Here is a 15,807-nt window from a genome sequence, read left to right as displayed (position 1 = left end):
AAAACATAGAGAAGATAATGCATTCACAAGTTTATCATAGCCATGAGATTCAAGCATGGGAAGCACGTTGGTTTAAACAACAAAATAGTTCTTTTGGGCTGATGCAACAAGTCGCATGGTCGATTGCACAGCGTTTGGAGGTTATTTTTTCTTCTCAAAATACTATTCAACGTATTGCAATTTGGTGTGGTTTAGGTAATAACGCAGGCGATGGTTACTGTTTGGCAAAATATTTACAGGACTTGGGGTATCGGGTCACCGTTTTTGCTGCAGAACGTGGGCAATCCGCAGATTTAGCAAAAGCATTTCATCTTGCACAAACACATGATGTAAATATTCAAGCACATTTTAATATTGAAAATACCTTTGATTGTCATATTGATGCACTTTTTGGTATCGGTTTAAATCGTGATTTGGATGTTACATGGCAAGAAATCATTCAAAATTTTAATGCGCAATCAGGCTTAAAAATTGCGATTGATGTGCCCAGTGGTTTAAATGCAAATACAGGTCAGCCTTTGCCAACAGCGGTTAAAGCCGATTTTACTTATAGTGTGTTAGGTTTAAAAGTTGGGTTATTTACGGGTCAAGGCAAAGAATTTTCTGGAAAAGTAGAGTTAATTTCTGCGATACCAACAGATGATCAATTAAAGAACATTGCCCAACTCTCTTCTACGCATATTGTGTTACCACAACGTCAAGCTTTTGGTCATAAAGGCAGTTATGGGCATGTGTTGGTGGTGGGTGGACATGCCGAAATGGGTGGGGCTGTAATGATGGCTGCCGAGTCAGCATTTCGTGCAGGGGCAGGCAAGGTGACGATTGTCTGTGATGCCAAGCACCATACAGCAATCTTGGCACGCTCACCCAATATTATGCTCCGTGATATCAATGCATTAACAGATACTGAAATGGATAGTCTTATTGAACATGTGGATGCTGTAAGTTTGGGGATGGGTTTAGGACGAGATGAGTGGGCAAAACAACAATTTTTAAAATGGTTTCCTAAAATTCATCAAGCATCACATTTACAGATTGTTTTAGATGCTGATGCTTTATGGTTTTTGGCGGAAGATCCGATCAAGTTAAATGCACATACTTACTTAACACCACATCCTGGTGAGGCTGCAAAATTATTGAATTGTAGTGTAAATCAGATTGAAGCAGATCGAGTTACGGCAATTGAGAGGCTGCAAGAAAAATATGCAGGGCAATGGGTACTAAAAGGTGCGGGAAGTTTGATTTTAGATGATCAATTGTGGATTTGTACTGCGGGTAATGCAGGAATGGGCACAGGTGGCATGGGGGATGTGCTTGCAGGGATGATTGCAAGTTTAAAAGCACAATTTTATCAGAATATTCATTTGCATCAGATTGTCACTTTGCATGCACTTGCGGGTGATTATTTAGCGGGAAAAGGGCAAAGAGGTGTACAAGCTCATCACATGCCTGATGCTGTGTATTATGTGGTGAATGATTGTCGTCAATCACCTAGCGAAAAATGAAGTAAATCATCATAATGAAACATTTAAGATGATTCGATAAATTATTTTTTAATATATAAATCAATGGGTTTTAAATAAATGGAAAAATATTTAATTGTTGGGATTGTATTTGCAGCATGTGTTTTATTGGTGATTTACACACAAATAGATGCATCTAAATCGACAAAAAAGCTGAGTTTGAAAGAGAAAATCCAACATGAGTTTCCACAATATAAAGTGATAGAACGCAATGAAAATATCGTGATTTGCCGAGAAATTGCAGGGTCTCGTATTGATGATGAATTGGTCTTGATTCGTATAGATATTAACCAAGATAAAAACTTAAGAACAGTGGGGAAAATGTTGATTGCAACATATACAAAATCACCGTCAATACGAGAAATCCGTAAAGATACAGCGGGATATGTTTAATTTATACTTATCTACACAACTGCATCGGATTTTTATGAAAAGCTAACGTCTTCTCCCACTATAACGACTGCGTCCTCGTGCCATACCCCCTAAAGCATTCAGTACCGCCAATTTACTCATACTGCCGGATGCATGTGCATGACAAATCGCAGCCGCGAGTGCATCAGCAGCATCAGCTTGTGGGTGGATCGATAAATTGAGTAATTTCATGACCATCATTTGTACTTGTTCTTTGTCTGCTGCGCCATAGCCGACAACAGACTGTTTAATTTGACGCGCTGTATATTCAGCAACTTGCAGATCTAAATTGACCAATGCCGCGATGGCAGCACCTCTTGCTTGTCCAAGCTTTAAAGCAGAATCAGGATTTTGTGCCATAAAGACTTGTTCTACGGCTGCTTCAGTTGGACCATGGAATCTTACAATTCGGTCAATCCCTGCAAAAATGCGTTTTAAGCGCTCAGGCATGTCAGGAGTTTCTGTCCGAATTGTACCAGCATCAATAAACTTTAATTTTTGACCATCTTTTTCAATAATGCCATAACCCGTTAATCGTGAGCCAGGATCAATTCCAATAATGAGAGACATGTGCCTACTTAAAAATGCTTAAACAATTCTAATTATATGATTTTTTATAAATAATTTCTGTATAAGTTTCATATTTAATTGAATGTTTAAAATAGATTGAAATTGATATTTTTTACTCAGCATAATTTTATTAAATCTATTGCATAAGTTAAATAAAATATTTGTTAAATACAACTAAAATACTCAAGAATATAAAATAAACAAAACACAAACATAAGTGTAAATAAATGTAACAAAAGAGAATGAGAATATATGCTATTCATTGTTTTAGCTTTATCTTACTGCTTATTTTTAATCTATATGATTGATTTTATTTTTGTTTTTTAATTTTTATTGAATGTTTATTTAAATAAATTAGGATTGATTTTTTAAGCTTAAATTAAGCTTAAGCTGTAAATTTTAATTTGCTATTGTATAATTTATACAAATCTATTTTTTATTTACTATTGTTGTTTATGAACATCGTTAAATTTTTAGCAAGCTTTAATACGGTTAATACATATTTATTTCTTTCAATCTGTGCATTAAGTGCGATTGTTGGATATTTTTATTTAAATCCTTAATTATAAGCATGTGACTTCATATAAAACCTGCATTAGATGCAGGTTTTATCATTTTAAATGGTGGCTAAACAGTCTGAAGTCGTGAAAATGTTGTGATCCTCAAATTAAAATTTATTAGAACCTACTTTTAAAATTAAATTAGGTTTAAATTTTAATTTTTTGTCAATTTTAGTCTTTAAGACTTTAAAAAATTGAAAACGCCCATATACAATCAACATATGTATAAAAATTTATGCATTTTTTCATTTTGTCGAGAATAGATTAATTTTCATGAAATTAGCTCTGGTTGTATTGGTTGGTTTAGTCTTAGAAATTTTTGTGTGGATTGGCGTAGGCGATCTCGTTGGAAGCATGTGGTATGTATTCTTCTGGTTTATTGCTGCCTTTTTTATTGGTTTAAATCTGGTACGTGCCAACGCAACAGGACTTATGCCACAGATGCAACAAATGCAAATGGGGCAAATGAGTGCTGACCCACAGTTGACCAATAATTTACCTAAAATTTTAGCAGGTATTTTGTTGATTATTCCGGGATTAATCACAGATATTTTGGCAATTCTGATTTTGATTCCACCTGTGCAACAAGCTTTTAAAAATGCTATGATGAAAACCATGATGAAGCGCCAACAAGCGATGATGGAAAAAATGATGGGTGGCATGATGGGAGATATGGGTGGTAATGCTGGACAAAACCCATTTGCAGATTTAATGCGTCAAATGCAAAATCAACAAGGGAATCCGTTTCAGGATTCATCGGTGATTGATGGTGAAGCTCGTGAAGTTGAGCCAGAACGTAAGCAAATTGAATTAAAAAATGTTAATAAAAAATAAAAGCTGAGCACTTGAAAATGAGCTAGACATGTGGGTCTAGCTTTTTTTATGACAGATTTCTATGAATGAACTAAATCTTGTTAGTGCAGCGTATAATAATGAGGTCTTTTTCGTATTTGTTCCTATATTTTGCATGTCTTTATTATTGACCATTTGTTCATTACATTTTTTTGCACAACTTAGTCCAGGCCCTGATGTTTTGCTTGTAGCAAAAAGTTCAGCGTCTACAACACGACAAAATACACTCAAAATTGTTTTAGGAATTTCAGTTGGAATCATTGTTTGGGTGGTTTTGACTCTAATGGGTTTTACGGTGCTCATTCAACAATGGCCATGGATCCAACAAGTTCTGATGATCATTGGGGGATTTTTCTTGGCGAAGATGGGGTACGCCATGTTGAGAGGCGGAGTTTCAACTTTAAAACAAGAAGTATCTTTACATGGTGTGATTGAACAGCAACCTAAAAATTATTTTATGATGGGCTTATTGACCAATTTATCTAACCCTAAGACCTTGATTTATTTTAGTAGTGTGTTTTCTTTGGCATTAAGTTCTTCAGCAAATAGTCATTTAAAAACACAGTTGGCAATTATTATTCCGATTCAGACATTTTTTGTGTTTACACTTTTTATGTTGATTATGTCGATGCCGAAAGTCAAACATCTATATCAAAAATCTGGGAGTTATATTGATATTGCATCAGGTGCATTATTTGTTATTTTTGCGCTATGGTTGTGGTTGGATGCACTTCATCTGATATAACTTCTATTTTAGAGGGATTATTTTCACAGGTATTGTGCTGTTGAATTTTTTGTGTGATTTGATACTTATTTGCAAGTAAGGTGGTTTCAGTATTCTCTGACCCTTGGTAAGTGCGACTACGATTGGCGCGTTCACGTAAACCGCCTTTTTTAATCAATCTAATCATGTTTGCTCTCCATAAAATTTTGCATAGTCTAATTAAAATTTTATGGGGAGTAAAAGAAAAGTTGTTGCTAATAAAGAGTTAGATGATTGAAGTAACATTTTTATATTTAATAAAATAATAAAAAACTTGACTTATAATGAAAAAAGTATACAAAAAATCATTTGTAAAATTATCTTAAATCTGTTTATTTAATATAAGTGACATCTTCAAATACTAATATGGTCACGCTGAGAAAAACAATAAATGTTTTAGTAGCAGGAGGAATATATGCTATATCAATATCAATGCGCTTGTTGTAATAAGGTTGTTACAGCAAACGACAAAGAATGCCAAGACTGTGGCTCTCATCATATTCGCAGTCCATATGGATTTTGGATTTTTTGTATATTTACATGCTTATTTGCTGCGATTGCATTTAAAGCAGGGCAGATCTATTTAAAGAATCATCAAGCAGATACGCCTGAACAAGTCACGTTATTGAATGTGCTCAATCAAAATTCGAATAAAAATAAATCATAAAACTCGCTTAAATTATCAGGTACTTTTGAATTGAAATTTTAAAGTACCTGTCATTTTTATACATCTCAGTCATATTTAAGAGAATGTAAAGGCTAAATTTATGCTTGGGGATTTAAAAAAATTGCATGATTGATTTGAGATAAAGGTAGGTTGATTGCAAAGCATTTGCTGCGAATATTTTGGATTCCAAAGCTTTGTAAACGTGCAGTATGCATCGTTAAATAATTTTGTGCATTTTCTTCAAGATCAAACAAATAAATGCCACCTGCTTCCTGAGTTTGACTATTTTCAGTCCATATTTTCCATAATAGACCTTTTTCTAGGTTAATACTTTCTGCAAGTGCTTTAAATGCAATAGACATTTCATCTGAAAATGGTCCAATGGTAGGAAAGTCAACTTGTAATAATACAGGCATATTGTGTATTCCAAGGTTTGAAAGTCGAAAGTAATATTCTATGATTTTATATAATATTTGAATAGTTGTGTGGGCAAATAAAAAGCCCGCATGATGCGAGCTTTTTGATATTTCATTGGAAAATTAAAGGTTTGCTGATGCTTTTAATGCTTCAACTTTATCTGTTTTTTCCCATGTAAATGCAGTATCAGAGCCTTCACGACCAAAGTGACCATAAGCCGCAGTTTGTTTATACATAGGCTGAAGAAGATCAAGCATACGTGTAATACCGTATGGACGTAAGTCAAAGTGTTCACGAACCAATTGAATGATTAATTCATCCGATACTTTGCCGGTATTGAATGTATTGATTGAGATCGAAGTCGGTTCAGCAACACCAATCGCATAAGACACTTGAATTTCACATTTGTCTGCCAGACCAGCTGCAACAATGTTTTTTGCCACATAACGACCTGCATACGCTGCAGAGCGGTCAACTTTAGAAGGGTCTTTACCAGAGAATGCACCACCACCGTGACGTGCCATACCACCGTAAGTATCTACAATGATTTTACGACCTGTTAAACCACAGTCACCGACAGGGCCGCCGATCACAAATAAGCCTGTTGGGTTGATATGGAATTTTGTACCTGCATGGAACATTTCAGCAGGAATAATCTTTTTCACGATTTCTTCAATCACAGCTTCTTTTAAATTTGCTTGTGAAATTTCAGGATCATGTTGAGTTGAAAGTACAACCGCATCTAAACGAACAGGTTTACCATTTTCATAAGCAAATGTAACTTGGCTTTTCGCATCTGGACGTAACCATGGCAAGCTGCCATTGCGACGTAATTCTGCTTGTTTTTCCATTAAACGATGTGCGTATGAAATTGGAGCAGGCATGAGAACATCGGTTTCACGGCTTGCATAACCAAACATTAAACCTTGATCGCCTGCACCTTGATCTTCAGGTTTTTGGCGGTCGACACCTTGTGCAATCTCTGGTGATTGTTTACCAATCATATTGATCACAGCACAAGTTGAACCATCAAAACCTAAGTCAGTATGATGGTAACCGATGCCATTTACAGTGTGGCGTACGATAGATTCAAAGTCTACATTTGCAGTGGTGGTAATTTCACCTGCAAGAACGACAGCACCTGTTTTTACTAAAGTTTCACAGGCAACTCGTGCATACGGATCTTCTTTTAAAATGGCATCCAAAATAGCATCACTAATTTGGTCCGCCATTTTGTCTGGATGGCCTTCGCTTACTGATTCAGAAGTAAAAACACTGTATTCGCGCATGAAAATCCTACGGCTATTCTTTTCTCGATGCGTTATGTTACATCTTGTTGTCTATAATCACTAGGCTATTATGATGAAAAAAACGAATTAACTATAGAAATTGATTTGATTTAGTCAAAAAAGCGTAGCTTTACAATAAAAATAAGTTTCCACGATTTAATTTTCCAACAAGGATGCTTGAGGGCTGACATAACAAATAGGTACCACCTCTTCTCTACGTACAGCATCTACGGCTAAAGGGTTATCGGGCTGATTGTCCCATAAGTAAAGTTGGTGTTGTTCGGGGAACATATGTGAGTAGTAAAGTTTAACTTGTGGGAAAAATTGGCGATAACGATCAAAATAATCCATCCCTGACTGATGTGTCCAACGGGCTTGACCGCTATAGTCATCCACTGTTTTTTGCGCAAAAATGGGCATAGGAATGATCGCAATACCCTCTGGTTTTAATACACGGCGCATTTCCGAAATGGCTTTTAGATCATCATGAGGATAGAGCAAGATATGTGATGCAAATAGGATGTCGAAACTTGCATCAGGAAAAGGTATATCCATCACGTCAAATTGAATATCGACATTATTTCGAAATTTATCGGCAGAGGTATAGTATTTAAATTTACGTTGAAAATATTGTTGGATCGCATGTTCTGGTGCAATGTGCAGTACTTTAGCGTCTAAATTTTGATATTGATCAAATAGCTGTTGTACCACCAAAAATTGTAATCGAGCACGTTCATTTTCTCCACATTTTGGGCATTTTGCATGTAGTCGGCTCTTTTTATCTTTAAAAGGTCCACTATATAAACAAATTGGGCAGGTAAATTTTTGTTTATGTGGATATAAGAGTTTGAAAAATGGCGCTCTTAGACTTTTAATAGATTGTTTTAGGTTCATGTGTATTTAAATTTTTCTTTACTTGAATGAAAGAAGTATAAGGATATTTATTTTTTAGATAAACAGTGTATAAAAATATATTGTGTATGTTTTTCATGAATATAGAGCCAAAAACACAAGAAACAGGGCATGAAGATCATTAGTTTTGTTTGAGATGCTTGTTTTGCCTATGGCTATAACATGTTTTATAGATAATGGAATATTTTATGCTCATTATTATTAAAGTTCTGCAGAATCGTTATTGCAAGTCGTAGGTACAGATGAAAATCGTGAGACTTATTTTTGTTCGAAGGTTATTAAATTTTTGATCAAATTGAGTTGAAATAAAAAGAAAACCAAGTGAAAGAGTTTGGAAAAAGCAAAGTTCCTGTCATACTAGGGGACGAAAATGGATACTTTAAAATTTGAGGTAATAAACGTGATTTCAGTGGGTATTGTCGGTGGTACAGGTTATACAGGCGTTGAACTATTGCGTCTTTTACTGCGACATCCAAATGCGCAGGTGAATGTACTTACATCACGTACTGAAGCGGGTAAACGTGTCGATGATATGTTCCCAAGTCTGCGTGGGCATACCGATTTAGAATATTCGGATTTAGATATTCATGTTTTAAAACAATGTGATGTGGTGTTTTTTGCAACGCCACATGGTGTGGCAATGAAACATGCTGAAGAATTGGTTGCTGCCAACACCAAAGTGATTGACTTAGCTGCTGATTTTCGTTTGCAAAATTTGGAACAGTTTGAAAAATGGTATGCTTTAGAACATGCGTGCCCAGATATCTTAAAAGATTCAGTTTATGGTTTATCTGAGTTAAATCGTGACAAGATTAAACAAGCAAAAGTAGTGGGTAATCCAGGTTGTTATCCTACCACTGTACAATTAGGTTTAGCACCATTATTCAAACATAAAGACACCTTAGTGAAACCTGAAAGCATTATTATTGATGCAAAATCAGGGGTTTCTGGAGCAGGTCGTAAAGCAAGCTTGGGTATGATTTATTCTGAAAATGCGGATAACTTCAAAGCTTATGGCGTTGCAGGTCATCGTCATCATCCTGAAATTGTAGAAGCATTAGAAAATATTTCAGGTCAAAAAGGCGTATTTGATCATATCGTATTTGTGCCGCATTTGGTGCCAATGATTCGTGGTATGTTAAGTACGATTTATGTGGATTTAACTGATGCAGGCGATGCGATGGATGTACAAAGTCTGTATGAAGAATTTTATGCCAATGAGCAATTTGTTGATGTCATGCCTGCAAATAGTTCCCCTGAAACACGTTCAGTGCGTGGTGCTAACCAATTACGCATTGCATTGTATAAACCACAGCCGAAAAAATTGGTGATCTTGTCAGTACAAGATAATTTGGTCAAAGGTGCGGCAGGCCAGGCAGTACAGAATATGAATTTAATGTTCGGTTTTAATGAAGATGCAGGATTACAAAACATCGGATTATTACCATAAAAAACGCTTTTCAACTTCACACACATTTAACTTTGCGGTTAAATGTGTGTTTTGATGCTATCACTGATCAGAGATGACGATGCCAAATACACAAACAAATACCGCGTCACAGCCCGCTCCAAAGTCTAAAAAGAGTTTTATGAATGGCAATCTGCCACTTCTGGCGGGTGGTGTCGTCTTATGTGCAGGAAGTATGCTTTTAGGTTATACGGTTGGACATCGTCAAGGTTTAACAGTTGTTGGTTATGATGCGGATGCAGAGCAGTTGGTTGAGGTGGTGGAGAAACAAAAAGCCACATTGACGAACTTAAATAAAAGCCTGAATGCGGCTGTGCAAGAACGTGATGTTGCTGTAACCAATACCAAAGACCTTTTTGATGCGCTCAATCAAGCCAAATCAGACAAGGCTCAAGTGGATGGTAAAAATAAGGTTTACCGAGATGTGTTAAAACAACGAGGCGGCTTAAGTTTGACTGTGCAAAACCTCGCAGTTAAGGCTTTACCTGAAAATGCTTATGAGTATCAGATTGACTTGGTACAAGTGAGTCCAAGTAATCGCCGTGCAACAGGTTCTGCTGAGTTGCGTTTGATTAGCGGCACAGAAGTTTTAACCATTCCAATGGAAGATGGTAGCTACAATTTTGAAGACTTTGAACGCCTCACTGGACGTTGGACCATGCCGAAAGGTTTTACCCCACAATTTATTGAAATTCGACTCAATGGAGCAACACCAGTGGTTAAGCGCTTTGCTTGGTCTCGTGGTAAAGCTGTGGAAAGTACAGAGGCTTTTGCTTCTGAAGTTCCACAAGCTGAAGCAAATGCTCAATAACTTATGAAATTAAAATATATGCGAACTCTTAAACGTAAAACTAATTTAAATGAAGTGAAATTATCCTTTCAAGAAACAGGATATATCGATTGGCATTTTAATCCACGCTTAAGTGATTCGCAGCAAAATGAAGACGCTGACGGGGATGTAGCTGTTGCAACAGCACCCCCTGAGTTAAAACGTCCACCGATGTACGCTGTTGTTTTAATGAACGATGATTACACACCCATGGACTTTGTAATCGAAATTTTACAACAATACTTTGCTTTGAATCTTGACCAAGCTACTCAAGTAATGTTAACAGTACATTATGAAGGAAAAGGTGAAGCTGGCGTATATCCACGAGACATTGCGGAAACGAAAGCCAACCAAGTAAATAATTATGCTCGGTCTCAAGGTCATCCGTTACTTTGTCAGATTGAGCCAAAAGAATAAGGGGGTTACATGCTCAGTCGTCAATTGGAAGTTTCTTTACGTTTGGCTGTTAGCATGGCTCGTCAGAAGAGACATGAGTTTCTTACGGTTGAACATTTGCTACTGGCTTTACTCGATAATGATTCTGCGGTAAATGCATTAAAGGCGTGCGGCGCAGAAATTGTGAGTCTACGTAAAGAATTAGAAGAATATGTAGAGCAACATACGCCAAAATTGGGTGAAAATAGTGATCAGGCACCGCATCCTACAGAAAGCTTTGACCGTATTTTGCAACGTGCAATATTCCATGTGCAATCGAGTGGCGGCGATCGTACGGTAGAGGGTGCAGATGTCCTCGTTGCAATGTATTCTGAACGTGATTCATTTGCAGTATATTTATTGAAGCGCCATCAAATTAATCGTTTAACCTTGACACAATATTTGTCACATGGTGGGCGTAAAGAAGAAATTCAAGTTGAAGAAGAGTCTGATGATCTAGATGGAGAATCAGCATCGACTGCAAACGCAGGACCTTTAGAACTTTATACGCTCAATCTAAATGCTGAAGCGCAAAAAGGTAAAACAGATCCTCTCATTGGTCGTGAAAAAGAAATTGAGCGTACTGCGCAAATTCTATGCCGTCGCCGTAAAAACAACCCATTGTTAGTGGGTGATCCAGGTGTGGGTAAAACTTCTATTGCAGAAGGTTTAGCTTGGCTCATTGTGAATGGCAAAGCGCCAAAACCACTTGCCAATGCAGAAGTGTTTAGTTTGGATATTGGTGCATTGGTTGCAGGTACAAAGTATCGTGGTGACTTTGAGAAACGTTTAAAACAACTTTTAAATGCGTTGAAGAAAAAACCAGAAGCGATTTTATTTATTGATGAAATTCACATGATCATTGGTGCAGGCTCAAGTATGGGCAGCACAATGGATGCTTCGAATTTGATCAAACCTGCTTTAGCAAATGGTACTTTACGTTGCATTGGTTCAACGACATTCCAAGAATATCGCCAAGTCTTTGAAAAAGATCATGCTTTATCACGCCGTTTCCAAAAAATTGATGTAAATGAGCCGTCTATTTCAGAAACCATTGATATTTTACGTGGTTTAAAAACCAAGTTTGAAGAATTCCATCATGTGAAATATGATGATCAAGCTTTAGTTTCGGCTGTAGAACTTTCTGCAAAATTTATTAACGATCGTTTCTTGCCTGATAAAGCCATTGATGTGATTGATGAAGCGGGTGCACAACGCCGTTTAAAAGCTGAGCAAGATGATACCCAGATCACTGTTGAAAATATCGAGGATATTGTCTCTAAGATTGCACGTATTCCACCAAAAACGGTGTCTAAAGATGATAAATCAGTACTTGAACATCTTGAGCGTGATCTTAAACGGGTGGTATTTGGTCAAGATGAAGCGATTACTGCATTAGCATCTGCAATTAAATTATCGCGAGCAGGTCTAAAATCACCAGATAAACCCGTGGGTAGTTTTGTATTCGCAGGTCCAACAGGTGTGGGTAAAACTGAGGTTACAAAACAATTAGCGAAATTGTTAGGTGTTGAATTTGTCCGCTTTGACATGTCTGAATATATGGAGCGTCATGCGGTTTCACGTTTGATTGGTGCACCTCCGGGTTATGTGGGCTATGATCAAGGTGGTTTGCTCACCGATGCGATTCATAAAAATCCGCATTGCGTATTGTTATTGGATGAGATCGAAAAAGCACATCCTGATGTCTTTAACTTGTTACTGCAAGTGATGGATCATGGTGCTTTAACAGACAATAATGGACGTAAATCTGATTTCCGTAATGTGATTATTGTATTGACGACCAATATCGGTGCAGAAAGTATTTCTCGTACAAGTATTGGTTTCACTGAGCAAGACAACAGTAATGATAATCAGGATGCAATGAAGCGAGCATTCTCACCTGAATTTCGTAACCGTTTAGATGGTGTGATTCAATTTAAAGCATTGCCAACCACGGTGATTGATTCTGTTGTGGATAAATTCTTAACGGAGCTTCAAGCACAATTGGATGAGAAGAAAGTAGTGCTTGAGGTGGATCAATCTGCACGGGATTGGATGGCTGAAAATGGTTATGATCGTCAAATGGGTGCACGTCCAATGCAACGTTTGATTCAAGAGCATTTGAAAAAACCGTTGGCTGAAATGATTTTATTTGGTGAACTTGCTGATCACGGTGGTAATGTTGCCGTTTCTGTGAAAAAAGAAAATGGCAAAGCAGTTGGCCTGACCCTTGAAGTGTTTGAAGATCAAACTGCAGAACCTGCCTAATTTTATTTGAAATAAAAACCCGTGTCATAAGCACGGGTTTTTTATTTTAACATTTTTATTTTGGGATCTAATTTATGGATGTACAGCTTTCCAAACTCATCATGACATTTTTTTTATTTTTCATGACCGCAATTGCTGAAATCTTAGGATGTTATTTCCCATACTTGATTTTAAATCAAGGTAAAAGTCATTGGTTGTGGCTCCCGACTGTACTGAGTTTAGCTGTGTTTGTATGGTTACTCACTTTACATCCTGCTGCATCTGGGCGTATTTATGCAGCTTATGGTGGGATTTATATTTTTACGGCATTGCTGTGGCTAAAATATGTTGACCAAGTGAGTCTGAGCCGTTGGGATGTGATGGGTGGAATTGTAGTTGTGTGCGGCGCGGCTTTAATCATTCTTCAGCCTAATGGCACGCTACGTTAATTTTATTTCAAAGTGATTTGTACTTAATTTTATGGTTGATAAAAGCTGACGTGTTGAATGGTCTGCGTGAGGGTTAAATGTAGCACAATCATTTTGATTGTTGAGAACAGCATGCTTCTTATTTATCAGTTTAAAAGATATGAAAGTTTATATTTATTGGTTTAATTTCTAAGAAATTAAACCAATTGCTTTATAATGCTGTGGTATTGCATATTTTTTGTTCTGTTACGTGAGGAATAGATAAATATGCTGTTGTAGGCTTTACGCTTGCTTGTTTTTTTACGACAATATAGGGGTTTTTGAATCTCTATTCATATTGTTATTTTTTCAAATTTATTGGACTCTGATCTATGACAACCCCACTGAATGAACGTCGTATTGCCAATGCAATTCGTGTACTCGCAATGGATGCTGTGCAAAAAGCAAACTCTGGACATCCAGGTGCACCAATGGGGATGGCAGATATCGCTGATGTGGTATGGCGTGAGTTTTTAAATCACAATCCAACAAATCCACAATGGGCGAACCGTGACCGCTTTGTATTGTCAAATGGTCATGGCTCAATGCTTCAATATGCATTATTACATTTGACTGGTTATGATCTTTCAATTGAAGATTTAAAATCATTCCGTCAATTGCATTCAAAAACACCGGGTCACCCTGAGTTGGGTTATGCGCCGGGTATTGAAACAACCACGGGGCCATTGGGTCAAGGTATTGCCAATGCAGTGGGTTTTGCGCTTGCTGAAAAAACGTTAGCAGCACAATTCAACAAAGAAGATATTAAAGTTGTTGATCACTTCACTTACTGTTTCTTGGGTGATGGTTGTTTAATGGAAGGTATTTCCCATGAAGCATGTTCATTGGCAGGGACTTTGGGTCTAGGTAAACTTGTTGTTTATTATGATGACAACGGTATTTCGATTGATGGTGAAGTGGAAGGTTGGTTCTCTGATGATACAGAGCAACGTTTCCTTGCTTACGGCTGGCAAGTACTTCGTGTAGATGGTCATGACAGCGATGCAATTCGTGCTGCAACTGTTGAAGCACGTGCAGAAACAAATAAGCCAACATTGATTATTTGTAAAACGATTATTGGTTTAGGTTCGCCAAACAAACAAGGTAAAGAAGATTGCCACGGTGCGCCACTGGGTAATGATGAAATTGCATTAACACGTGAAGCATTGGGTTGGAAAGAAGAACCATTTGTGATTCCTGAAGATGTTTATACCTCATGGGATGCAAAGGCAAAAGGTACAGCATCTGAAGCGGCTTGGAATGAAACCTTTGCTGCTTACGCTGCAAAATACCCAACTGAAGCAGTAGAACTTAAACGTCGTTTGAATGGTGATTTGCCAGCTGAATTCTTAGCTCAAGCAGATGCTTATATTGCTGAAGTGAATGCAAAAGGTGAAACAATTGCAACTCGTAAAGCAAGCCAAAATGCTATCCAAGCGTTTGCACCATTACTTCCTGAAATTTTAGGTGGTTCTGCTGACTTAGCAGGTTCAAACCTTACCCTTTGGAAAGGTGCTAAAGGCGTAGAGTCTGATGCTGCGGGTAACTATGTACACTATGGTGTACGTGAGTTTGGTATGACTGCGATTGCAAACGGTGTTGCACTTCATGGTGGTTTCATCCCTTACGTGGCAACATTCCTTATGTTTATGGAATATGCACGTAATGCAGTGCGTATGTCTGCATTGATGAAACAACGTGTGATTCATGTTTATACTCATGACTCAATTGGTTTGGGTGAGGATGGTCCTACACACCAACCTGTAGAACAAATCGCATCTTTACGTGGTACACCAAACTTAAATACTTGGCGTCCATGTGACACAGTTGAAGCTTCTATTTCTTGGAAATCTGCTTTAACGCGCAAAGAAGGTCCAACAGCATTGATCTTCTCTCGTCAAAACTTACCATTCCAAACGCGTACAGCAGACCAAATTGCTGATGTTGCAAAAGGTGGTTATATCCTTGCGAAAGAAAAAGGTGAATTAAAAGCAATCATCATTGCAACGGGTTCCGAAGTTTCATTGGCAATGGAAGCATATGCACAACTTGACGGTGTACGTGTCGTGTCTATGCCATGTGCTGAAGAATTTGTTAAACAAGATTCTGCTTACCGTGAAGCGGTTCTTCCTGCAAATATCCGCGCACGTGTTGCTGTAGAAGCTGCTCATGTGGATTACTGGTGGAAGTTTGTCGGTCTTGATGGTCGTGTGATCGGTATGACGACTTATGGTGAATCAGCACCTGCGAAAGATTTGTATCAACACTTTGGTATTACCACTGAAGCTGTTGTTGCTGCTGTAAAAGAATTAACAGCTTAATTTATAAATTGTTATAGATGGAAACGCCTCCTCGTGAGGCGTTTTTATTTTGGTAATATCTTTTTTAAATTGTGCG

General features: G+C 37.4%; 16 protein-coding genes. 11 read left to right on the top strand and 5 right to left on the bottom strand.

Annotation, left to right across the window (positions count from 1 at the left end; all coding sequences use genetic code 11):
- The first annotated feature begins 17 nt into the window (after window positions 1-17).
- A complete protein-coding gene (locus HUV91_RS05175) occupies window positions 18-1,505 on the top strand; it encodes an NAD(P)H-hydrate dehydratase (protein WP_174492758.1) in 1,488 nt (495 codons plus the stop codon).
- Between the two features lie 78 nt (window positions 1,506-1,583).
- Window positions 1,584-1,916 carry a hypothetical protein gene (locus tag HUV91_RS05170; protein ID WP_174492757.1) on the top strand — a complete coding sequence of 111 codons (333 nt, stop codon included), beginning with the start codon at window positions 1,584-1,586 and terminating at the stop codon, window positions 1,914-1,916.
- A 42-nt stretch (window positions 1,917-1,958) separates the two neighbouring features.
- On the opposite strand, the gene ruvC is transcribed toward HUV91_RS05170, so the two are convergent.
- Complete coding sequence (ruvC, locus tag HUV91_RS05165; RefSeq protein WP_174492756.1) at window positions 1,959-2,504, bottom strand: crossover junction endodeoxyribonuclease RuvC; 546 nt, start codon at window positions 2,502-2,504, stop codon at window positions 1,959-1,961.
- A gap of 833 nt (window positions 2,505-3,337) precedes the next feature.
- Between ruvC and HUV91_RS05160 the strand changes: the two genes are divergently transcribed.
- Together HUV91_RS05160 and HUV91_RS05155 are read left to right on the top strand one after the other, a co-directional pair.
- Window positions 3,338-3,898, top strand: coding sequence for an FxsA family protein (locus HUV91_RS05160; protein ID WP_130073654.1), 561 nt, complete (start codon window positions 3,338-3,340; stop codon window positions 3,896-3,898).
- Between the two features lie 133 nt (window positions 3,899-4,031).
- A complete protein-coding gene (locus HUV91_RS05155; protein WP_174492755.1) occupies window positions 4,032-4,661 on the top strand; it encodes a LysE family transporter in 630 nt (209 codons plus the stop codon).
- Here the strand turns inward: HUV91_RS05155 and HUV91_RS05150 are convergent.
- A complete protein-coding gene (locus HUV91_RS05150; protein WP_174492754.1) occupies window positions 4,615-4,827 on the bottom strand; it encodes a hypothetical protein in 213 nt (70 codons plus the stop codon). The genes HUV91_RS05155 and HUV91_RS05150 overlap by 47 nt on opposite strands.
- Before the next feature lie 267 nt (window positions 4,828-5,094).
- On the opposite strand from HUV91_RS05150, the gene HUV91_RS05145 reads away from it, so the two are divergent.
- Window positions 5,095-5,346 (top strand): hypothetical protein, encoded by a 252-nt coding sequence (locus HUV91_RS05145; RefSeq protein ID WP_130073651.1) that lies wholly within the window; start codon window positions 5,095-5,097, stop codon window positions 5,344-5,346.
- A 98-nt stretch (window positions 5,347-5,444) separates the two neighbouring features.
- Here HUV91_RS05145 and HUV91_RS05140 read toward each other — a convergent pair whose 3' ends face one another.
- From HUV91_RS05140 to HUV91_RS05130, 3 genes are all read right to left on the bottom strand, one after another.
- Window positions 5,445-5,762, bottom strand: a complete 318-nt coding sequence (locus HUV91_RS05140) for a monooxygenase (RefSeq protein WP_174492753.1) — start codon at window positions 5,760-5,762, stop codon at window positions 5,445-5,447.
- A gap of 123 nt (window positions 5,763-5,885) precedes the next feature.
- On the bottom strand, window positions 5,886-7,052 hold the full coding sequence (gene metK, locus HUV91_RS05135; protein ID WP_130073649.1) for a methionine adenosyltransferase: 1,167 nt from the start codon (window positions 7,050-7,052) through the stop codon (window positions 5,886-5,888).
- 156 nt (window positions 7,053-7,208) lie between these two features.
- The gene (locus HUV91_RS05130) at window positions 7,209-7,946 is read right to left on the bottom strand and encodes a class I SAM-dependent methyltransferase (RefSeq protein ID WP_130073648.1); all 738 of its coding nucleotides are present in this window, start codon (window positions 7,944-7,946) and stop codon (window positions 7,209-7,211) included.
- Window positions 7,947-8,358: 412 nt separating this feature from the next.
- Between HUV91_RS05130 and argC the strand changes: the two genes are divergently transcribed.
- The 6 genes from argC to tkt all read left to right on the top strand — a co-directional run bounded on the left by argC (window position 8,359) and on the right by tkt (window position 15,731).
- Window positions 8,359-9,414: an N-acetyl-gamma-glutamyl-phosphate reductase gene (argC, locus tag HUV91_RS05125; protein WP_174493592.1), complete on the top strand. Its 1,056-nt coding sequence runs from the start codon at window positions 8,359-8,361 to the stop codon at window positions 9,412-9,414.
- 79 nt (window positions 9,415-9,493) lie between these two features.
- Window positions 9,494-10,243 (top strand): DUF6776 family protein, encoded by a 750-nt coding sequence (locus tag HUV91_RS05120; RefSeq protein ID WP_130073647.1) that lies wholly within the window; start codon window positions 9,494-9,496, stop codon window positions 10,241-10,243.
- Window positions 10,244-10,261: 18 nt separating this feature from the next.
- The gene (clpS, locus tag HUV91_RS05115) at window positions 10,262-10,678 is read left to right on the top strand and encodes an ATP-dependent Clp protease adapter ClpS (RefSeq protein WP_130073646.1); all 417 of its coding nucleotides are present in this window, start codon (window positions 10,262-10,264) and stop codon (window positions 10,676-10,678) included.
- Window positions 10,679-10,687: 9 nt separating this feature from the next.
- On the top strand, window positions 10,688-12,964 hold the full coding sequence (clpA, locus tag HUV91_RS05110) for an ATP-dependent Clp protease ATP-binding subunit ClpA (RefSeq protein WP_130073645.1): 2,277 nt from the start codon (window positions 10,688-10,690) through the stop codon (window positions 12,962-12,964).
- Between the two features lie 74 nt (window positions 12,965-13,038).
- A complete protein-coding gene (locus tag HUV91_RS05105; RefSeq protein WP_174492752.1) occupies window positions 13,039-13,392 on the top strand; it encodes a YnfA family protein in 354 nt (117 codons plus the stop codon).
- 350 nt (window positions 13,393-13,742) lie between these two features.
- Complete coding sequence (tkt, locus tag HUV91_RS05100; RefSeq protein WP_174492751.1) at window positions 13,743-15,731, top strand: transketolase; 1,989 nt, start codon at window positions 13,743-13,745, stop codon at window positions 15,729-15,731.
- Window positions 15,732-15,807: the final 76 nt, after the last annotated feature.

Source organism: Acinetobacter sp. Marseille-Q1623, from assembly GCF_902809895.1.
Lineage (GTDB): Bacteria > Pseudomonadota > Gammaproteobacteria > Pseudomonadales > Moraxellaceae > Acinetobacter > Acinetobacter piscicola_A.
The sequence above is the reverse complement of the archived record's forward strand: the minus strand, read 5'-3'. Positions and strand labels throughout refer to the sequence as shown.